Raw genomic sequence first — 18,136 nt, 5'->3', positions numbered from 1 at the left:
TGGCGGGATGAGCACCGATGACACCGCATCCGCAGCCCGAAATCCCACCGACTCACCGGAGGGCCAGCCGCTGTCAGACCGCAATGACAACCGCTCCCAGCGGCCCGACTCCGACGCCTTCAAGGCGTTCATGGCCGGCAGCTGGGCGCCGGCCTCGGACGAGCTCCCTGCCACGGCGCCCGTCGCCGCCCATGCGGCCCGCCGTCGTCGTGCCATCTCCGACCGCTTCCCCGGCGAGCGCCTCGTCATTCCGGCCGGGCCCTTCAAGGTCCGCTCCAACGACACCGACTATCGATACCGCCCGCACTCCGGCTTCGCGCACCTGACCGGCCTCGGACTCGACCACGAGCCCGACGCCGTCCTCGTCCTCGAGCCCGTCGATCCGGGAACGGGCGACGACGGCGGGAACCACGCGGCCACGCTGTACTTCCGGGAACTGGCAGGCCGCGACAGCGCCGAGTTCTACGCGAATTCCCGCTACGGCGGCTTCTGGATCGGCGATCGCCTCTCGATGGCGCAGATCCGGGCACAGCTCGCCCTCGAGACGGCGGACCTCGCCGACCTCGAGGTCGCCATCACCAAGGACGCCGGTGTCGCCGCGATCGGCGGCGTGAGCATCCGCCTGCTGCGCGAGGTCGACTTCAACGCGGATGCGCTCGTCGACACCTCCCGCATCAACACGGGCGTGGACCTCGAGAAGGCCGACGCCCTCGACGCCGTGCTCGCCGAAGCCCTGTCCGAGCTGAGACTCATCAAGGACGACTGGGAGATCGAGCAGATGGAAGCCGCCGTCGCGGCCACCGTCAACGGTTTCCACGAAGTCGTCCGGACCCTTCCCCGCGCCATCACACACCCGCGCGGCGAGCGCGTGGTCGAGGGCGCGTTCTTCGCCCGGGCCCGCGAGGAGGGCAACGACCTCGGCTACGACACCATCGCCGCGTCGGGGAACAACGCCACCACGCTGCACTGGATCCGCAACACGGGCTCCCTCAGGGCCGGCGAGCTGCTCCTGCTCGACGCCGGGGTCGAGGCGGAGAGCCTCTACACCGCCGACATCACCCGGACCCTGCCCGTCAACGGGCGCTACACGGACATACAGCGGAGGATCTACCAGGCCGTGCTCGACGCCGCCGACGCCGGCTTCGCCGCCGCGCAGCCCGGCCGCAGGTTCCGCGAGGTCCACCTCGCGGCCGTCACCGTGCTGGCGGAGAACCTGGACCGCTGGGGTCTCCTGCCCGTGTCCCTCGAGGAGGCACTGGCACCGGAGGGCCAGCACCACCGCCGCTGGATGCCGCACGGCACGAGCCACCACCTCGGCATGGACGTCCACGACTGCGCACAGGCCAAGCGCGACCTGTACCTGGACGGCGTCCTCACGGAGGGCATGGTGTTCACCATCGAGCCCGGCCTGTACTTCAAGGCCGAGGACCTCGCCGTCCCGGAGGAGTACCGCGGGGTCGGCGTGCGCATCGAGGACGACATCCTGATGACGGCGAACGGCCCCGTCAACCTCAGCGCGGCCCTTCCCCGCACTCCGGACGACGTCGAGGACTGGATGGCAGGCATCTGGGGAAACGAGTAGGGCGGAGGGCCGGACACGGCGCAGCCCGGGCCGGAGACGGCCGGAACGGAAAAGGCAGGGACCCGAGGGTCCCTGCCTTTTCCGTTCCGGCGTGTTGTCCGACCCTCAGCGGGTCAGCGCGGGCCGCCGGCGGCTGAGGAGCCGTGCGGGCCGGGTTCCTGGCCGTCGGCCGCGGGTGCCGCGGGTGCCGCGGGTGCACCGGGCTCCGACGTCGGCCCGACGGGAGAGTCCTCCACGCGCACACCGTACTGGGGCCGTCCGTCCGGAAGGTCGGGGAACTGTCCCCTGCGGGGCCCACCGGTGCCGGCACCGGCAGTCTCACCCTCCGCCGTCCCGGGCTGCTGCGGCTGCGGCTGCTGCTGTCCGGAGTAGGGGTCGTTCCACGACGCCGGGCGCTCGGGCGCCTGCTGCGGAGCACGGCCCGGGGCGGTGCCCCAGGGCGAGGAGTTCGCCCCGGGGTGCTGCGCCTGCCCGTTCATCGGGAGCTGCTGGAGCAGGCGACGGGCGTCCGCTGCAAGGCTCGGGTCCACGATGACGTCGTAGCTCGTCGCGATCACCTGGCTCGTGGAGGTGAAGTCGCGCTTGCCGCGCTGGAACGCATAGGTGATGACGCCGAAGAGCAGCCAGAAGATGGCACCCAGTGCGATCGAGGAGGAGATGGTGCTGCCCGCCTCGCTGCCGGCGAAGAGGCTCAGGATCAGTCCCACGAACAGTCCGAACCAGGCTCCCGTCGCGGCGCTGGCGAGCGCCACCCGCGGGTAGCTGAGGCGACCCGTGACGCGCTCCACCGTCTTCAGGTCGTTGCCGATGATGGCTACGCGCTCCACGGCGAACTTGTTGTCGGCGAGGTAGTCCACGGCTTTCTGCGCGTCGAGGTAGCTGGTGTACCGGCCGATGGTCTCGCCCGAGGGCAACACCCTGCCCAGGTCGCGGGATGCAGTGGTTCCAAGTGGTGGTGTCGACATGCGTCCATTCTCCCGTACCGCTCCCGCCGATGGGAGGCGTATCGCCGGGGGTGAACTCCAGGGCCGCCGGACGCCCGCCTGCAGGACGCCGGAAGCATGGGTCCGCCGGCCGGCGTCGTGCGTCTTCCGCAGGGCCGATACCCTCCCGGCGCGCCGCGCCGGATAGCCTAGAGCAGTGACTACCAACCCGACCCGCGTCTTCGTCGCCCGACTGCTGGGCCTCGATGTGTTCGATCCGCTGGGCGACCGCCTGGGCCGCCTGCGGGACGCCGTCGTGCTCGACCGCGGCCCGACCAAGGCCCCGCAGGTGGTAGGCCTCGTGGTCGAGGTCCCCGGCAAGAAACGCGTCTTCGTGCCCATGACCCGCATCACCTCGATGGACCCATCCCAGATCATCTGCACCGGCCTCGTCAACCTCCGCCGCTTCGAGCAGCGCGGCGCGGAGATGCTGGTCGTGGCCGAGCTCTTCGACCGCCGCCTCACCCTGCGCGACGGCAGCGGCAGCGCCGTCGTGGAGGACATCGCCATGGAGCGCAACCGTGCAGGCGACTGGCACGTCTCCCAGCTGTTCGTGCGGCGCGGCGGGTCCACCTCCCCCCTCCGCGGACTCCGTCGCGGCGGCGAGCGCCTCATCATCGGCTGGCTCGACGCCTTCCACGGGACCACGAACGAACCGCAGGGCGCGACCCAGTTCGTCGCCCAGCACGACGACCTCAAGCCCGCCGACTTCGCCGACGCGCTGCACGAGATGAACGACAAGCGGCGCATCGAGGTGGCCGGAGAACTCCAGGACGACCGCCTCGCGGACGTCCTCCAGGAACTGCCCGACGACGACCAGGTCCAGATCCTCCAGTCCCTGACGCGCGAGCGTGCGGCGGACGTCCTCGAGGAGATGGACCCCGACGACGCGGCCGACCTCCTCAACGAGCTCCCCGAGGCGCAGAAGGAGGAGCTCCTCCAGCTCATGGAGCCCGACGACGCCGAGGACGTGCGCCGGCTGCTCGAGTACGAGGAGGACACCGCGGGCTCCCTCATGACCACGGTGCCGGTCATCCTCCCGCCCGAGGCGACCGTCGCCGAGGCCCTCGCCCACGTCCGGCGCGAGGAACTGACACCGGCCCTCGCATCGTCCATCTTCGTGTGCCGGCCTCCGCTCGAGACGCCGACCGGGCGCTACCTCGGCGTGGTGCACATCCAGCAGCTGCTGCGCTACCCGCCACCGGAGCCGCTCGGCAACATCATCGACACGGACCTCGAGGCCGTGGGCGACCAGGCGAACGTGAGCGAAGTGTCGAGGATCCTCGCCACCTACAACCTGAACTCCCTGCCGGTGGTGAACACCGACGGCAGGCTGGTGGGGGCCGTGACCGTCGACGACGTGCTCGATCACCTGCTGCCCGACGACTGGCGGGCACAGGACGACAGCTCCGCAGCGAAACGAGGTGACCGCCGTGGTTGAGAAGATCCGGTCGAATTCACGCGGGCTCGACACGCCACGGGAGGCGCGCAAGCGCATCCTCCCGCGCCTGCGACCGAACCCGGACCGCTTCGGCAGCGGCACGGAGAACATCGCCCGTTTCATGGGTACCCCGCAATTCCTCTTCTACATGACTGTCTTCGTCGCGGTCTGGCTGACGTGGAACACCGTCGCTCCGGCGAACCTGCGCTTCGACAGCGCGGCACTGGGGTTCACGGCACTGACCCTGATGCTCTCCCTGCAGGCCTCCTATGCCGCCCCCCTGCTGCTGCTCGCGCAGAACCGCCAGGACGACCGCGACCGCGTCTCCATGCGTGAGGACCGCCACCGGGCGGAGCGGAACCTGTCCGACACCGAGTACCTGACGCGGGAGATCGCGGAGCTGCGCATCGCCCTGCGCGAGGTGGCGACACGCGACTACGTCCGCTCCGAGCTCCGCTCCGTCCTCGAGGAACTCCTCGAGACGACCGACGGCCAGGAGCTGACCCTGCAGAAACGGAAGCCCCGCAAGCCGTCGGAGAACACCGTGGCGATGCCGAAGGTCCAGCCCGCCGGGAGGAAACCCGTCCGGTGAGCCCCTTACCCGAAGAGGAGGCCGTCCGGGCGGCCCTCACCACGGTGATCGACCCCGAACTGCGCCGCCCCATCACCGAACTCGGCATGCTCGAGTCCGTGTCCATCACGGGACGGACCGTGCGGATCCGGGTCCTGCTGACGATCGCCGGCTGCCCCCTGCGCGACACGATCACGCAGGACGCCGAAGCCGCCCTGTCCGCCGTCGACGGCGTGGAGCGCGTCGAGGTCGAGCTCGGCGTCATGGACCAGGCCCAGCGCGACGCGCTGAAGGAGCAGCTGAGGGGTGCCGGCGGCCGCCGCGGCATCCCCTTCAACGACCCGTCGTCGCTCACCCGCGTCTATGCGGTGGCGAGCGGCAAGGGCGGTGTCGGCAAATCCAGCGTGACGGTGAACCTGGCGGTCGTCATGGCCGCGCAGGGGCTCCGGGTGGGCATCGTCGACGCCGACGTGTACGGCTTCTCCGTCCCCGCCCTCCTGGGCATCACGCAGCAGCCCACGCGCGTCGACGAGCTCATCCTGCCGCCGGTCGCCCACGGCGTGAAGGTGATCTCCATCGGCATGTTCGTGGAGGGCAACCAGCCCATCTCCTGGCGGGGTCCCATGCTGCATCGCGCGCTCGAGCAGTTCCTCACGGACGTCTACTTCGGCGACCTGGACGCCCTGTTCCTCGACCTCCCCCCGGGGACGGGCGACATCGCCATCTCCGTGGCCCAGTTGCTGCCGTCATCCGAGCTCCTGGTCGTCACGACGCCGCAGAGTGCTGCCGCCGATGTCGCCGAACGGGCCGGTGCCATGGCCGCTCAGACGGGACAGCGCGTCGCCGGGGTGATCGAGAACATGTCCTGGCTCGAACTGCCCGACGGCGGCCGGCTCGAACTCTTCGGCGCGGGAGGCGGGAGCACACTCGCCACGAGGCTGTCGGCCACCCTGGGCACGGAGATCCCCCTGCTGGGCAGCATCCCGCTGGACGTCGCGCTGCGGGAAGGCGGCGATGCCGGCACTCCCCTCGTCCTCGGCGGAGGGACCTCGACGGCCCGCGCCGAGCTGACGGCGATCGCTTCCACGCTCGCCCGCCGCCCCCGCGGCCTGGACGGCCTGAGGCTGCCGGTCAGCCTCCGCTGACACCGGGCAGGGCCTCCGCTAGGTCGCCTCGAGGTCGTAGGGCGCGGCCTGCCCGGCTTCGAGGCGCGGCCCGATCGGTACGGCCGGGGGGCGTGCGACGCCGGGTACAGGCGCAGCGGGTGCGGGCCGGGGGCCGCCACCGCTGACAGGCTTGAGGACGTCCTCGAAGTCGTCGAGGAGCGCTTCCTTGATGATGCGGCGGGGGTCGTACTGGCGGGGGTCGAGCTTGCGCCAATCGACCTCGTCCAGTTCCGGACCGACCTCTTCCCGGAGTTGCTCACGGGCTCCCGTGGCCATGCGCCGCAGGCCCTTCACGAGCCGGGCGAGTTGGGCCGCGTACTCCGGAAGCCGTTCCGGGCCGAGCACCACGACGGCGATGAACGCCAGAACCACGAGTTCGAGGCCGTTGATTCCCAACACGTGAAAAGACTACCTTCCCGGCCAGTGCCGACCACATTCGCCCGGCCCGCGGGGCAGGTGCTGTGGCGCCCTGCCGTCCGCGTCGCCGCAGGGTCGCCTACCCGTTCTCCCCGGGATGCGCGATCATCGAGAGGCCGCGGATGATCCGCTCCATCATCGAGTCCTCCTGGACCTGGGGCGACAGGGCCAGTTGGGCGTGTTCCGCCGTGACGAGCTGGCTGAGCGTCTGCGGCATCGCGGCGGCCGGCAGGTTCGAGACCACGGTGTAGGTGACGGACGGCGAGTCGAGCACCACCTGCCATGGTTCGCCGGAACGGACCCAGACGTCGCGCTCGGCGCCGCCGATGTGCTCGAAGCCGTCCGCGGTCACGATGTTGCCGGTCACGGCGTTCAGCGGCGGAGCGTCGGCGCCGCGAACCCCGCTGACCTTGCGCTGTTCGTAGACGGTGACCGTGTCGCCGTCGTTCTCGAGGACGATCTCCAGGGTCGGCCTGCCTGCGACTGTGATGCCCTCGGCGCTCTGCAGCGTGAAACCGAGGGATTCGAGCTCCGGGCAGTACCAGCCTCCGGACCGGAGGGTCTCCAGCTGGTCGGTGTCCAGGTAGGTGGGGGTCTGCGACGCGACGGACTCCCAGCGCGCCTGCAGCGCGGTGACGCCGGTCGCCGCCCCCTCGGCCGTGACGGGCCGCGCCTCGGATCCCATGACGTAGGCGCTCCCGAGGATGGCGGTGGCGACGGCGGCCGAGGCACCGACGGCGGTGAGCACCGTCCGTCCACGGGGGGGCGGCCCGTTCGTGGTGCTCGCGCACGAAGGCGGCACTGGAACCCGTCCGGGCCTCGTCCCTGCCGGTATTCATGCCGGTATTCATGCCGGTATTCATGCCGGCGGTGGAGCCGAAGGCGGGCGACAGGAGCCTGCGCTGGAGGTCCGGATCCGGGGCCGGGTTCCGCAGGCCCAGCAGCGCGCTCTTGAGGCTCCGGAGGCGCGAGACCGTCGCGGCGCACGACGCACAGCGTGAGACATGCCGTTCGACGGCGATCCGGCGCCGGTCGGACAACTCACCGTCCACGAGGTCCTGCAGGGAGCGATGGGGATGAAGCATCGTTCCTAACCCAAGCCGGCGATCCGTGGGACGCCCAGGGCGGCACCGTTCCCGCTTGGCTTCCGCGGGTCGCGGTGGGCGAGCTTCTCCCGCAGCATCGTCCTGCCGCGGTGGATGCGCGAGCGGACGGTCCCGAGCTTGACGCCGAGGACCTGCGCCACCTCGTCGTACGCCAGGCCCTCGAGGTCGCACAGCACGACGGCGGCGCGGAAGTCCGGCGGGAGTTCCTCCAGGGCTGCCTGCACGTCGATGTCCAGGTTGTTGAATTCGAAGCTGCGCTCGGGGCCGGGATGCTTGCTCGGCAACCTGCTCTCGGCTTCTTCCGTCAGTCCGTCGAACCGGATGCGGGTCTTGCGCCGCGCCTGGTCGAGGAACAAGTTGGTGGTGATGCGGTGCAGCCAGCCGTCGAGCGTTCCCGGCTTGAAGTTCGCCAGTGAACGGAAGACCCTCACGAAGACTTCCTGCGTGAGGTCCTCGGCGTCGAACTTGTTGCCGGTGAGGCGGTAGGCCAGGCGGTACACCTTCGGCGAGTAGTTGGTGACGACTTCTTCCCAGGACGGTGCGACCCACGGGTTGCCGTGCTCATCGAGGAGAGGCACGTCCGCTCCGGGAACGGCCTCCATGGCGGCCTGTGCCGCCTTCACGCTAGACATCATCTACCCCTTCTCGCCACGCATCCCGAACAGGTCCTCCCCCGCGGCGGCCACGGCTGCGGTGGTACCGGGGATTCGGGGCCGTGCTCATGCTGGATGTCCCGAAAGAGAAGTCTTTCCCACCAAGCTGGGAACTAGCTGGCAGGTACGTGTGTTGTGCCTGCCCGGGGACGCCGGGCCCGCTATCCTTGCCTGCGCGCCCGCCCGGCCGCATGGAAGTCCGGCCGCGCCGCACAGTAGTGTTGGGGCGGGGCGCCTGCCTCCCGGAGCGCCGCCTCCCGCCACTTCCCGCAACCACAGAACGGATGTTCATGGCCGCCGACAAACACAGCAGCTGGTCCTACACCGAAGGACTCCCCGACGAGGACGACATCCTGCTTCGGGCGCGCGACCGCTCCCACGAGCTCGGCGTCGCCCCTGTCACTCCTGCCGTCGGCGCAGCACTCACCGTCCTCGCGGCGGCGTCCAAGGCGAGCACCGCGGTCGAGGTGGGTGCCGGAGCAGGAGTGTCGGGAGTCTGCCTGCTGAGGGGCCTCGGCCGGAATGCGGTCCTGACGACCATCGATTCCGACGTCGACCACCTCCGGGCCGCCCGGGAGGCCTACTCCGAGGCCGGCATCCCCTCCAACCGCACACGCACCATCTCGGGGCGCGCGGCGGACGTGCTGCCGCGGCTGACCGATGCCGCCTACGACCTGGTGTTCATCGACGCCGACAAGCCGGGCCTGCCGGTCTACGTCGAGCAGGCGACGCGCCTGCTCAAGGACGGCGGCATCATGATCATCAACGACGCACTGGACCAGGACCGGGTGGCGGAACCTGCCGTGCGGGAGCAGTCGACCAATACGCTCCGCCAGGTCGGGAAGATGATCCGTGAGAACGAGGCCCTCGTCTCGGCACTCGTGCCGACGGGGACCGGGCTCCTGCTCGCGGTCAAGCAGCGCGCCTAGCGGCGGGCGGGCGGCGCCTGCCGCCTGCCCCGACGCGGGGAACAGGAGCCGGGACGCCCGGTTCGGACCGCCTAGGTGGTGACGGTGAGCAGGCAGTCCTTGAGCTTGCCCGCTTCCTCGGCGTTCAGTTCGACGACAAGGCGTCCGCCGCCGTCGATCGGCACCCGCATGATGAGGCTGCGCCCCTCCTTGGTGACTTCCATCGGTCCATCGCCGGTACGCGGTTTCATGGCAGCCATGGGGGTGTCCCTTTCAACAGGGCGCGACCGCGATCAGCGGCAGCGCGACAGTAAACAGTGCGCCGTCCGGTAGCCCGTGGAAAGGCCCGGCGGTGCACGTCATCACCTTCATTATTCAGCACAAGCCCTGCACCTGCTAATTCAGGTGCGGCGTGGATCACACTCAGGGTGGATAATCCCCATCCGGTCCGGACGGGGTCCAGCCCCACAGCCAGTCCACCCAGAAGAACTGGAGCAGTACCGATACCGGCAGCAGTACCCAGAGGATACGGATCCCGAAGCGGTTCCGGCTGCCGGCGACGGCGAGCGCCAGGGGGAACAGCGGGAACAGGATGCGCCACGTGCTCGACTGCGGATCCCAGAACGCCCCGAGGTACAGCAGGTAGGCCGCGCACCAGGCACCGGCGACCAGCCCCATCGAGCGCACCGCGGGCGCGAGGAACAGCGCGACGACGCACAGGAGCAGGCCCCCGACGACCAGCACGGCCGCGGCAGGACCCACCACCGCGGCCGGTGCCTCGAGCCACGGCACGAAGGGGACCAGCGCCTCACCACGCCACGCGGTCTCCGTCGCCACATAGGCGTTCCGCTGCCCCGTGACGGCCCAGGCGATCAGCGGCCAGGCGACAGCGCCGAGCGACGAGACCACCCCCAGCAGGAACAGGGGCAGCAGCCGCTGTGCCGGCGGTCCCCCGGGGACGGCACTGCGCCGGACGGTTCGGAGGGCGGCAAGGAACAGGATCCCCACCGCGATGGCGAAGGGCACCCCGGCCGGTCGTGCCAGGCACATCAGCACGACGACGGGCATCGCCGCGAAATACCGGCCCGTGGACACCAGGTACAGCGCGGACGCGAGGAGCAGCAGGTGCAGGGACTCCGCGTACGGCACCTGGAGGATGGCAGAGACGGGTGCGAAGGACACGACGGCGACGCCTGCGAGCGCCGCCCGGTGGTCCGACGCGAGACGGAAGAGCCGGTAGATCACCAGCGACGCACCCGCTGCCGCGGCCACGGACACGAGAGGTGCGAGGATTTCCCAGCCCAGCCCGGTGGCGGCGTCGAGGACCCGGACGAGTCCCGGATAGAGCGGGTAGAACGCCCACTGGTTGTGGCTCACGACGCCCAGCGCGTCCCGCGGCAGGTCCGTCGGGTAGCCCTCGGTGAAGATGCGTTCGTACCAGCCGCTGTCCCAGTAGTTGATGAACGTGCCATACGCGGGGGCCGGACCGGACCAGGGGCTGGGGCCCTGACGTGCCGCGGCGAGCAGGAGGATTCCGGTCGAGACGAGGCGCCCGGCGGCGAAGACCACCAGGACCTGCAGGGACCAGTGCGCGAACCACTGCGCACTCCACCGCACGGACCGGTTCGCCCGGGCCGGCACCACGCGACTCACGGGCCGGAGGGGTCAGCCGCGCCGGCCGGGCCGACGAGGTCGGAAGTGGCGGTACCGGCCGCTCCGGAAGCGGCCGACGAAGGCCGGCCCTGCTGCGGCTCGATCCGGACCCAGCAGTCCTGCAGGTGGTCGTCCACGTAGCCTGTGGCCTGAAGCATCGCGTATGCGGTCGTGGGTCCCACGAAGCGGAAGCCGAGTCCACGGAGTTCCCGCGCCAGCGCCGTGCTCTCGGGGATGATGGCCGGGACGTCCGCGAGGGTGGCGGGCGCGGGCCTGGGGACCGGCCGGTGGCTCTCGAGGACCGAGCCGAGGGTGGTCCCGTCCGGGAGCGCGAGCAGGGCACGGGCGTTGGCGATGGTCGCCTCGATCTTCTGCCGGTTCCGCACGATGCCGGCATCACCCATCAGCCGCTCGACGTCCTGCGCGCCGAAGCCCGCGACGACGGCGGGATCGAAGCCGGTGAAGGCCCGGCGGAACGCCTCGCGCTTCCGCAGGATCGTGATCCAGCTCAGGCCGGACTGGAACGCTTCGAGGCTCAGCCGTTCGAACAGGCCGGCCTCACCGAGCACGGGCCGTCCCCACTCCTCATCGTGGTACCGCTCGTACTCCTCGCTCGACACCGCCCAGCCGCAGCGCCGCCGGCCGTCGGATCCGGGAACCGCCCCGCTCATCCGGCATCCTTGCCGGCGAGCTGCGAGCGCAGGTCCCTGATGACCGCGTCCCGCTCCTCGAGCGCTGCGGCCAGCCGGTCCAGGACCTCGTCCACCTGGTCCATCCGGTACCCGCGCAGTCCGAGGCCGAAACGGACGGCATCGACGTCGCGGGCCGAGGGGGTGTCGGGAAGGAGCACGGGCGGCAGCGAGGCCACCGGCTCCACCAGACCCATGCCGCCGCTCCGCGGGGAGTCGTCGTCGTGCCCGCCTGAACCGGCACCGGAGGCGGCCCGGGAACCCACCCCGATGTGCTGCAAGGGCGCCGGCAACGGCCGCCCCGAAGCAAGGACCGCTGTTGCTCCCATCAGCAGGATGGCGAGGATCACCAGGAAGATAGTCACACCGCAATGGTGCCAGAGCGGTCCAGGGAGGGTCAGGACCGGGGTCAGGACGGGTGGTCGTGGCCTGCCGATGCCGCCACGATCTGCACGGCCTCCTCTGCGGTGTCGACGAGCTGCAGCAGCGAGAGATCCTTCTCGGACACGGTTCCTTCCGCGAGCAGCGTGCCCTTGATCCAGTCCATGAGGGGGCGCCAGTAGTCGACGCCGATCAGCACGATGGGGAAGGAGGTCACCTTGCCGGTCTGCACGAGCGTCATCGCCTCGAACAGCTCGTCGAGGGTTCCGAACCCGCCCGGCAGGACGACGAAACCGCTCGCGTACTTGACGAACATGGTCTTGCGGGCGAAGAAGTACCGGAAGTTGATGCCCAGGTCCACCCACTCGTTCATGCCCTGTTCGAACGGCAGCTCGATGCCCAGCCCCACTGACGTCCCGCCCGCCTCGCAGGCTCCCTTATTGGCGGCTTCCATGGCGCCCGGGCCGCCCCCGGTGATGACGGCGAAACCCGACTGCACGAGCCTCCGGCCCACCTCCTCACCGATCGCGTAGTAGGACGAGCTCCGCGCGGTCCGGGCCGATCCGAAGACGCTGATGGCGGGGCCGAGGTCGGCGAGGGTTCCGAAGCCCTCGACGAACTCGCTCTGGATGCGCAGCACCCGCCAGGGGTCGGTGCGGGTGAAGCCCTTGGTGTCGTCCGCGTCGAGGAGCATGTTGTCCGACTGCGGCACCGTCGCCTGGCCGCGGCGCAGCTCTACGGAGCCCTTCCGCCTGGTCGCCCTGCCCGCCCCGTTGCTCGTACCCGGAGGGCGGGCACCGAACGGACCGCCGTCCTCGGCGGAGGGCTGCGGGGAACCTGTGGCGGCGCCGTCGTCGTACACAGGGGGGCGAGCGTCGTCGCTGGCCGCGGGGTGCTGGGAGGGAGACATTTACCTAGGCTAACCAACAGCCGGCGCCCCGGGGTGCTTTTGATTGCTCTTCAATCACGATCACGGCTCTTCCGCTCCGCCGTATCGCCCGCAAGGAATAGTTCGCTAGATTTCTCCCATGACAAGTGAACAGCAACCGACTGTGCCCGCGTCCTCGGGAAACACTCTCGTCTCCCTCAAGAACGTGAACAAGCATTTCGGGGAGCTGCACGTTCTCCGGGACATCAACCTCGAGGTCTCCCGTGGCGAGGTCGTCGTTGTCATCGGCCCCTCCGGTTCCGGGAAGTCGACGCTCTGCCGCGCGATCAACCGCCTCGAGACGATCGACGACGGCGAGATCACCATCGATGGCAAGGTGCTTCCCGCCGAGGGGAAGGCCCTCGCGAAGCTCCGCGCGGACGTCGGCATGGTCTTCCAGTCGTTCAACCTCTTCGCCCACAAGTCCATCCTCGAGAACGTCACGCTCGGCCCGGTGAAGGTCCGGGGCATGAAGAGCGGTGAGGCGAAGGACCTGGCGATGTCCCTCCTCAAGCGCGTCGGCGTCGACAACCAGGCGCAGAAGCTCCCGGCCCAGCTGTCCGGTGGCCAGCAGCAGCGTGTCGCGATCGCCCGCGCGCTGGCCATGCAACCGAAGGTGATGCTGTTCGACGAGCCCACCTCGGCGCTCGACCCCGAGATGATCAACGAGGTCCTCGACGCCATGGTCGCCCTCGCCAAGGACGGCATGACGATGATCGTGGTGACCCATGAGATGGGGTTCGCCCGCAAGGCCGCCGACCGTGTGATCTTCATGGCCGACGGCCAGATCATGGAGCAGGCGACGCCGGAGGAGTTCTTCACCAATCCGAAGAGTGACCGCGCCAAGGACTTCCTCGGCAAGATCCTCTCGCACTGACCCCCCTTATCCGAAGAGGCCATCGGCCGCAAAGCAAGGAGAACCAATGCGCACAACCCGATACGCAGCAGCCGCGGTGGCTGCACTCGCCGCACTGACCCTGTCCGCCTGTGGTGGCGGCGACAGCGGCGAGAGCGAGGGCGGCGATGCCGGCGGTGAGACCGTCCGCATCGGCATCAAGTTCGACCAGCCAGGCCTCGGCTACGACGAGGGCGGCTCCTACTCCGGTTTCGACGTCGACGTCGCAAAGTACGTGGCAGGCGAACTCGGGTTCACCGAGGAGCAGATCGAGTTCGTGGAAGCCCCGTCCGCCAACCGTGAGAACCTGCTGTCCAACAACCAGGTGGACATGATCTTCGCGACGTACTCCATCACCGACACCCGCAAGGAGACGGTGGACTTCGCCGGCCCGTACTTCGTCGCCGGTCAGGACCTCCTCGTCCCCACGGACAGTGACATCACCGGACCCGAGGACCTCGAGGGCAAGAACCTCTGCTCGGTGACCGGTTCCACGTCCGCCCAGAAGATCAAGGACCAGTACCCCGGCGTGCAGCTCGTCGAGCAGCCGGGCTATGCGGAGTGCGTCACCGCGATGGGCGGCGGCCAGATCGACGCCGTCACCACCGATGACATCATCCTCGCCGGCCTTGCCGCGCAGGACGCGAACGCCGGCAAGTTCAAGGTCGTGGGCAACACGTTCTCCGAGGAGAACTACGGTGTGGGGCTCCCCAAGGGCAGCGACAAGTGCGAGGACATCAACGCCGCCATCACCAAGATGATCGACGACGGCGCCTGGGAAGAGGCGATCACCAAGAACACCGAGGGTGCCGACTACACCTACAACGCGGAGCTGAACCCGCCGACCCCGGCGCCCTGCGCCTAGCATCGCGCCCATTGGTGGGGTGGTCCGCGGACCGCCCCGCCAATGCCGTGTTCCCCACCAGGAAAGAGGTGAACCGTGGAGAACTACCTGTCGCTGTTCGAGACCTACAACGTGCCGGCCGCGTTCTGGGTCAATATCCAGTTGTCCTTCTGGGCAGCTATCTGGGCCCTGGCGATCGGCACGGTGCTGGCCCTGTTCCGCATCTCTCCCATCCCGAGCCTGCAGCTCTTCGGCGCGGCGTACGTGAACGTCTTCCGCAACACGCCCCTGACGATCATCCTCGCGTTCGGGTTCCTCGGGCTGTTCTCCGTCATGCAGATCAGCCTCGCGAGTGACCTCAACGCCAGCCTCTTCCGCATCGCCATCGTGGGCCTCTCGCTGTACCACGCCGCCTTCGTCTGCGAAGCGATCCGCAGCGGCGTCAACACGGTCCCCCTGGGCCAGGCCGAGGCCGCGCGTGCCATCGGCCTGAGCTTCCTGCCGGCAGCACGGCTCATCATCCTGCCGCAGGCCTTCCGCGGAGCCATCGCTCCCCTCGGCAACGTCCTGATCGCCCTCATCAAGAACTCCACCGTCGCGGCCGCCGGTTCGGTCGCCACCGAATCGTCGGGCCTCATGAAGACCATGATCGAGTTCCGCTCGGACCTCGTCATCCCGATCTTCCTCACCTTCGCCCTCGGCTTCGTGATCCTGGTGATCCCCATCGGGCTGCTGACCACCTGGGCCTCACGGAAACTGGCGGTGGCACGATGAGCGCGCAGCAGGTCCTCTTCGACGCCCCCGGCCCGCGTGGGCGCCGCACCATCCTGATCGGGAACATCGTGGGCGCGCTGATCGTCCTCGGCATCCTCGCCTGGGTGATCTCCGCCCTCGCCGGCAAGGGCCAGCTCACGGCGGGCATGTGGACGCCCTTCCTCGAATCCCGGACATGGCAGTTCTTCATCCTGCCCGGCCTGCTCAACACGCTGAAGGCGGCCGGGATCTCGATCGTCACCTCGGTGCTGTTCGGCCTGGTCTTCGGCGTCGGACGCCTGTCGCACTCCGTTCCGATCCGCTGGATCGCCGGGGTCGTCGTCGAATTCCTGCGCGCGGTGCCCGTGCTGCTCATGATGATCTTCTTCTGGCTGGCCCTCGGCAGCTCAGGCTCCGTCAACCCGCAGGATGCGCCGTTGATCGCCGTCATCCTCGCTTTGACGCTCTACAACGGGTCGGTCATCGCCGAACTGGTGCGCTCGGGCGTCCACGGGCTGCCGAAGGGCCAGCGCGAGGCAGGCATGGCGATCGGCCTGACGAGAAACCAGTCGCTGCGCAACATTGAGGTACCGCAGGCCCTCATCGCGATGCTGCCGGCACTCATCAGCCAGTTCGTCGTGATCCTGAAGGACTCGGCCCTCGGCTTCATCATCACCTACCCGGAGCTGCTGCAGTTCACGCGGCGCCTCGGGGTGGGCGAGGGCAACGTGATCCCGTCCCTGTTCGTCGCGGCGGCGATCTTCATCCTCATCAACTTCGCACTCTCCACGCTGGCCACGCGACTCTCCGTCCTCCTGAGCTTCCGGACGAAGGGGCGCAAGCCGGCCGCCAAGGGGTCCATCGCCCTGGATGCCTCCACCCCGGCTCCCACCTGAGGTCCCGGCGGCTCCGAGCGGAGGACGACGACGGAAGGGCCCGGCACATGCCGGGCCCTTCCTCATGCTTGGGGCAGTGGACCGGCCATCCAGCCCCCTGGGACCAGCCGGGTCCGACGGTCGCTCAGGCCGGCCGCACAGATCAGCCGCTCAGATCAGCCGCTCAGGACAGCCAGGTGGTCAGGGCGCGGAGGCAGGCCCGGACGGCGTCGGCCTGCACGTGCTCGTCGTCCGTGTGGGCCAGGAGCGCGTCGCCGGGTCCGAAGTTGACGGCCGGCACGCCGAGGGCGCTGAACCGTGCCACGTCGGTCCAGCCGTACTTGGGCTTGGGTTCGGCGCCGACGGCTGCCACGAAGGCGGCGGCCGCCGGGTGCTGGAGTCCGGGCCGCGCTCCGGCCGCGGCGTCCGTCCGCTCCACGGTGAAGCCCTCGAGCAGGGCCCGCACGTAGTCCTCGGCCTGCTCGGGGGTCTTGTCCGGGGCGAAGCGGTAGTTGACCTCGATCACGGTGCTGTCCGGGATCACGTTGCCCGCCGTACCGCCGGAGATCTTCACCGCGTTCAGGCTCTCGCGGTAGTCGAGGCCGTCCACGTGCACGGTGGCGGGCTCGTGGTCACGCAGCCGGACGAGGATCTCGGCGGCACCATGGATGGCGTTCTGCCCCATCCATGCCCGCGCGGAGTGGGCGGCCTTGCCGGCGACCCGCACGTCGAAGCGGGCCGTCCCGTTGCACCCGCCCTCCACCGTGCCGTCCGTGGGTTCCAGGAGCACCGCGAAGTCCGCCTCCAGCCATTCCGGGTAGGAGGCGGCCACACGGCCGAGGCCGCTGAGGGAGGCTTCGACCTCTTCGTGGTCATAGAAGATGAACGTGATGTCGCGCGTGGGCTCCGCGAGGGCTGCCGCGAGCGCCAGCTGCACGGCGACCCCGCCCTTCATGTCGGTCGCCCCGCGTCCGAACAGCACGTCGCCCTCCCACGCGGAGGGGACGGTCCCCCTGGACCCGGGGGCGGTCGGCAGCGGCACGGTGTCGATGTGCCCGGCCAGGATGACCCGTTCCGCCCGGCCGAGCCGTGTCCGCGCCATCACGCAGTCGCCGTCGCGCACCACTTCGAGGTGTTCCAGTCGGCGCAGCGCCCGTTCCACGGCGTACGCGATGACGCCCTCGTTCCCGGAGACGCTCTCGAGGTCGATCAGTCGGGCCGTCAGCTGGGCGACGTCGGAGGCCGGATCGAGGTCCGCCGAGGGTATCTGAATCATGCTGCAACCCTATCGCTCGGTAGACTGGTGCCCATGACTCCTCCCATGCCCAGCTCCCCCCTGCCCGGCGCGTCCCAGCGGACAGCCGGCGGTCTCGGCCTCGCCACGGTGGCCTCGGACGGCACCGTCCTGGACACCTGGTTCCCCGCCCCCTGGTTCGGTGAGGACACGATGGACACCGCCGCGCGGCAGGACCTCCGTGCCACCCTGGAGTCCCTCGCCGGATCCGGCTCAGACGACGTCCGCCGCGTCACCCAGCGCGTGGTCGACGTCACGGTGGATCCGGATGAGGCCCCGGCAGACACCCCGGACGCCTACCTGAGGCTCCACCTCCTCTCCCACCGGCTCGTCCAGCCCAACACCATCAACCTCGACGGGATCTTCGGACTCCTCGCCAACGTGGTGTGGACGAGCCACGGCCCCGCCGCCGTGCAGGGCTTCGAGACCGTCCGCGCGGGCCTGCGCGCCCGGGGGCCCGTGGCCGTCTACGGCGTCGACAAGTTCCCGCGCATGGTGGACTACGTGGTCCCGGCCGGCGTCCGCATCGCCGACGCCGACCGCGTCCGGCTCGGAGCCCACCTGGCCGACGGCACCACCGTGATGCACGAGGGCTTCGTGAACTTCAATGCCGGCACGCTCGGCACCTCCATGGTCGAGGGCCGCATCTCCGCGGGCGTCGTCGTCGGGAACGGGTCCGACGTCGGCGGCGGGGCCTCGATCATGGGCACGCTGTCCGGCGGCGGCAAGGAACGCATCACCATCGGCGAGCGCTGCCTGCTGGGCGCCGAGTCGGGCGTCGGCATCTCGCTCGGGGACGACTGCGTCGTCGAGGCGGGCCTCTACCTGACAGCGGGCACCAAGGTGACCCTGCAGGACGGCTCGCTCGTCAAGGCGAAGGACCTCTCGGGTGAGCCGGGCATCCTGTTCCTGCGCAACTCCGCGACAGGAGCCGTCGAGGCGCGCCCCCGCACCGGCGAGGGCATCGCCCTCAACCCTGCCCTGCACGCCAACTAGC

Annotated in this window: 20 protein-coding genes and 1 pseudogene; 10 read left to right on the top strand and 11 right to left on the bottom strand. The window is 69.8% G+C overall.

Going from position 1 to position 18,136, the window contains the following annotated elements; all coding sequences use genetic code 11:
• Positions 1–7: 7 nt before the first annotated feature.
• Entirely contained in the window at positions 8–1,582 is a 1,575-nt protein-coding gene (locus P5G52_RS08820) for an aminopeptidase P family protein (protein WP_301226591.1), read from the top strand.
• A 113-nt stretch (positions 1,583–1,695) separates the two neighbouring features.
• Here the strand turns inward: P5G52_RS08820 and P5G52_RS08815 are convergent, their stop codons facing one another.
• Positions 1,696–2,547, bottom strand: coding sequence for a YflT domain-containing protein (locus P5G52_RS08815; RefSeq protein ID WP_301226589.1), 852 nt, complete (start codon positions 2,545–2,547; stop codon positions 1,696–1,698).
• A 175-nt stretch (positions 2,548–2,722) separates the two neighbouring features.
• Here P5G52_RS08815 and P5G52_RS08810 point away from each other — a divergent pair, with 175 nt between their 5' ends.
• From P5G52_RS08810 to P5G52_RS08800, 3 genes are read left to right on the top strand one after another with little or no spacing between them, the layout of a single operon-like run.
• Positions 2,723–4,006, top strand: a complete 1,284-nt coding sequence (locus P5G52_RS08810) for a magnesium transporter MgtE N-terminal domain-containing protein (protein WP_301226587.1) — start codon at positions 2,723–2,725, stop codon at positions 4,004–4,006.
• On the top strand, positions 3,999–4,598 hold the full coding sequence (locus P5G52_RS08805; protein ID WP_301226585.1) for a DUF1003 domain-containing protein: 600 nt from the start codon (positions 3,999–4,001) through the stop codon (positions 4,596–4,598). Before P5G52_RS08810 ends, P5G52_RS08805 begins: the two co-directional genes overlap by 8 nt.
• Complete coding sequence (locus tag P5G52_RS08800) at positions 4,595–5,722, top strand: Mrp/NBP35 family ATP-binding protein (protein ID WP_301226583.1); 1,128 nt, start codon at positions 4,595–4,597, stop codon at positions 5,720–5,722. Before P5G52_RS08805 ends, P5G52_RS08800 begins: the two co-directional genes overlap by 4 nt.
• A gap of 18 nt (positions 5,723–5,740) precedes the next feature.
• Here the strand turns inward: P5G52_RS08800 and P5G52_RS08795 are convergent, their stop codons facing one another.
• The 4 genes and pseudogenes from P5G52_RS08795 to sigE all read right to left on the bottom strand — a co-directional run bounded on the left by P5G52_RS08795 (position 5,741) and on the right by sigE (position 7,868).
• Positions 5,741–6,142: a twin-arginine translocase TatA/TatE family subunit gene (locus P5G52_RS08795; RefSeq protein WP_301226581.1), complete on the bottom strand. Its 402-nt coding sequence runs from the start codon at positions 6,140–6,142 to the stop codon at positions 5,741–5,743.
• Between the two features lie 97 nt (positions 6,143–6,239).
• Complete coding sequence (locus P5G52_RS08790; RefSeq protein ID WP_301226579.1) at positions 6,240–6,908, bottom strand: hypothetical protein; 669 nt, start codon at positions 6,906–6,908, stop codon at positions 6,240–6,242.
• Positions 6,909–7,152: 244 nt separating this feature from the next.
• Positions 7,153–7,245: pseudogene (locus P5G52_RS18295) on the bottom strand (zf-HC2 domain-containing protein); the annotation flags it as partial.
• A gap of 5 nt (positions 7,246–7,250) precedes the next feature.
• Positions 7,251–7,868, bottom strand: coding sequence for an RNA polymerase sigma factor SigE (gene sigE / locus P5G52_RS08785; protein WP_301228729.1), 618 nt, complete (start codon positions 7,866–7,868; stop codon positions 7,251–7,253).
• Between the two features lie 341 nt (positions 7,869–8,209).
• On the opposite strand from sigE, the gene P5G52_RS08780 reads away from it, so the two are divergent.
• Positions 8,210–8,848 carry an O-methyltransferase gene (locus P5G52_RS08780; protein ID WP_087077280.1) on the top strand — a complete coding sequence of 213 codons (639 nt, stop codon included), beginning with the start codon at positions 8,210–8,212 and terminating at the stop codon, positions 8,846–8,848.
• Between the two features lie 71 nt (positions 8,849–8,919).
• On the opposite strand, the gene P5G52_RS08775 is transcribed toward P5G52_RS08780, so the two are convergent.
• The 5 genes from P5G52_RS08775 to P5G52_RS08755 form a co-directional block, all read right to left on the bottom strand.
• Positions 8,920–9,087, bottom strand: a complete 168-nt coding sequence (locus tag P5G52_RS08775) for a DUF3117 domain-containing protein (RefSeq protein WP_087076540.1) — start codon at positions 9,085–9,087, stop codon at positions 8,920–8,922.
• Positions 9,088–9,250: 163 nt separating this feature from the next.
• Entirely contained in the window at positions 9,251–10,480 is a 1,230-nt protein-coding gene (locus P5G52_RS08770) for a hypothetical protein (protein WP_301226575.1), read from the bottom strand.
• Entirely contained in the window at positions 10,477–11,151 is a 675-nt protein-coding gene (locus P5G52_RS08765; RefSeq protein ID WP_435868659.1) for a DNA-3-methyladenine glycosylase I, read from the bottom strand. The genes P5G52_RS08770 and P5G52_RS08765 overlap by 4 nt, the downstream gene beginning before the upstream one ends.
• Positions 11,148–11,534 (bottom strand): DivIVA domain-containing protein, encoded by a 387-nt coding sequence (locus P5G52_RS08760; protein WP_301226573.1) that lies wholly within the window; start codon positions 11,532–11,534, stop codon positions 11,148–11,150. Before P5G52_RS08760 ends, P5G52_RS08765 begins: the two co-directional genes overlap by 4 nt.
• Before the next feature lie 44 nt (positions 11,535–11,578).
• On the bottom strand, positions 11,579–12,460 hold the full coding sequence (locus P5G52_RS08755) for an LOG family protein (RefSeq protein ID WP_301226571.1): 882 nt from the start codon (positions 12,458–12,460) through the stop codon (positions 11,579–11,581).
• Between the two features lie 118 nt (positions 12,461–12,578).
• Between P5G52_RS08755 and P5G52_RS08750 the strand changes: the two genes are divergently transcribed.
• The 4 genes from P5G52_RS08750 to P5G52_RS08735 all read left to right on the top strand — a co-directional run bounded on the left by P5G52_RS08750 (position 12,579) and on the right by P5G52_RS08735 (position 15,866).
• Positions 12,579–13,355, top strand: coding sequence for an amino acid ABC transporter ATP-binding protein (locus P5G52_RS08750; protein WP_301226569.1), 777 nt, complete (start codon positions 12,579–12,581; stop codon positions 13,353–13,355).
• A gap of 46 nt (positions 13,356–13,401) precedes the next feature.
• Positions 13,402–14,238 (top strand): glutamate ABC transporter substrate-binding protein, encoded by an 837-nt coding sequence (locus tag P5G52_RS08745; protein WP_301226567.1) that lies wholly within the window; start codon positions 13,402–13,404, stop codon positions 14,236–14,238.
• 75 nt (positions 14,239–14,313) lie between these two features.
• Positions 14,314–14,991 carry an amino acid ABC transporter permease gene (locus tag P5G52_RS08740; RefSeq protein WP_301226565.1) on the top strand — a complete coding sequence of 226 codons (678 nt, stop codon included), beginning with the start codon at positions 14,314–14,316 and terminating at the stop codon, positions 14,989–14,991.
• Positions 14,988–15,866, top strand: coding sequence for an amino acid ABC transporter permease (locus tag P5G52_RS08735; protein WP_301226563.1), 879 nt, complete (start codon positions 14,988–14,990; stop codon positions 15,864–15,866). The genes P5G52_RS08740 and P5G52_RS08735 overlap by 4 nt, the downstream gene beginning before the upstream one ends.
• 163 nt (positions 15,867–16,029) lie before the next feature.
• Here P5G52_RS08735 and dapE read toward each other — a convergent pair whose 3' ends face one another.
• The gene (dapE, locus tag P5G52_RS08730; protein WP_301226561.1) at positions 16,030–17,121 is read right to left on the bottom strand and encodes a succinyl-diaminopimelate desuccinylase; all 1,092 of its coding nucleotides are present in this window, start codon (positions 17,119–17,121) and stop codon (positions 16,030–16,032) included.
• A 33-nt stretch (positions 17,122–17,154) separates the two neighbouring features.
• Between dapE and dapD the strand changes: the two genes are divergently transcribed.
• Positions 17,155–18,135: a 2,3,4,5-tetrahydropyridine-2,6-dicarboxylate N-succinyltransferase gene (gene dapD, locus P5G52_RS08725; protein ID WP_301226559.1), complete on the top strand. Its 981-nt coding sequence runs from the start codon at positions 17,155–17,157 to the stop codon at positions 18,133–18,135.
• Position 18,136 lies beyond the last annotated feature (1 nt).

It is taken from the genome of Arthrobacter burdickii (assembly GCF_030433645.1).
In the GTDB taxonomy this organism is placed as follows: Bacteria; Actinomycetota; Actinomycetes; order Actinomycetales; family Micrococcaceae; genus Arthrobacter_D; species Arthrobacter_D burdickii.
Note: the sequence above shows the minus strand (reverse complement) of the source record. Positions and strands in the feature narration are given on the sequence as shown.

What these genes read in the sequence shown, in the direction of transcription:
- P5G52_RS08820 (WP_301226591.1), top strand. Translation starts at nt 8, where the DNA reads ATGAGCACCGATGACACCGCATCCGCAGCCCGAAATCCCACCGACTCA.
- P5G52_RS08775 (WP_087076540.1), bottom strand. Translation starts at nt 9,087, where the DNA reads ATGGCTGCCATGAAACCGCGTACCGGCGATGGACCGATGGAAGTCACC.
- P5G52_RS08765 (WP_435868659.1), bottom strand. Translation starts at nt 11,151, where the DNA reads ATGAGCGGGGCGGTTCCCGGATCCGACGGCCGGCGGCGCTGCGGCTGG.
- sigE (WP_301228729.1), bottom strand. Translation starts at nt 7,868, where the DNA reads ATGGAGGCCGTTCCCGGAGCGGACGTGCCTCTCCTCGATGAGCACGGC.
- dapE (WP_301226561.1), bottom strand. Translation starts at nt 17,121, where the DNA reads ATGATTCAGATACCCTCGGCGGACCTCGATCCGGCCTCCGACGTCGCC.
- P5G52_RS08815 (WP_301226589.1), bottom strand. Translation starts at nt 2,547, where the DNA reads ATGTCGACACCACCACTTGGAACCACTGCATCCCGCGACCTGGGCAGG.
- P5G52_RS08750 (WP_301226569.1), top strand. Translation starts at nt 12,579, where the DNA reads ATGACAAGTGAACAGCAACCGACTGTGCCCGCGTCCTCGGGAAACACT.
- P5G52_RS08745 (WP_301226567.1), top strand. Translation starts at nt 13,402, where the DNA reads ATGCGCACAACCCGATACGCAGCAGCCGCGGTGGCTGCACTCGCCGCA.
- dapD (WP_301226559.1), top strand. Translation starts at nt 17,155, where the DNA reads ATGACTCCTCCCATGCCCAGCTCCCCCCTGCCCGGCGCGTCCCAGCGG.
- P5G52_RS08735 (WP_301226563.1), top strand. Translation starts at nt 14,988, where the DNA reads ATGAGCGCGCAGCAGGTCCTCTTCGACGCCCCCGGCCCGCGTGGGCGC.
- P5G52_RS08755 (WP_301226571.1), bottom strand. Translation starts at nt 12,460, where the DNA reads ATGTCTCCCTCCCAGCACCCCGCGGCCAGCGACGACGCTCGCCCCCCT.
- P5G52_RS08780 (WP_087077280.1), top strand. Translation starts at nt 8,210, where the DNA reads ATGGCCGCCGACAAACACAGCAGCTGGTCCTACACCGAAGGACTCCCC.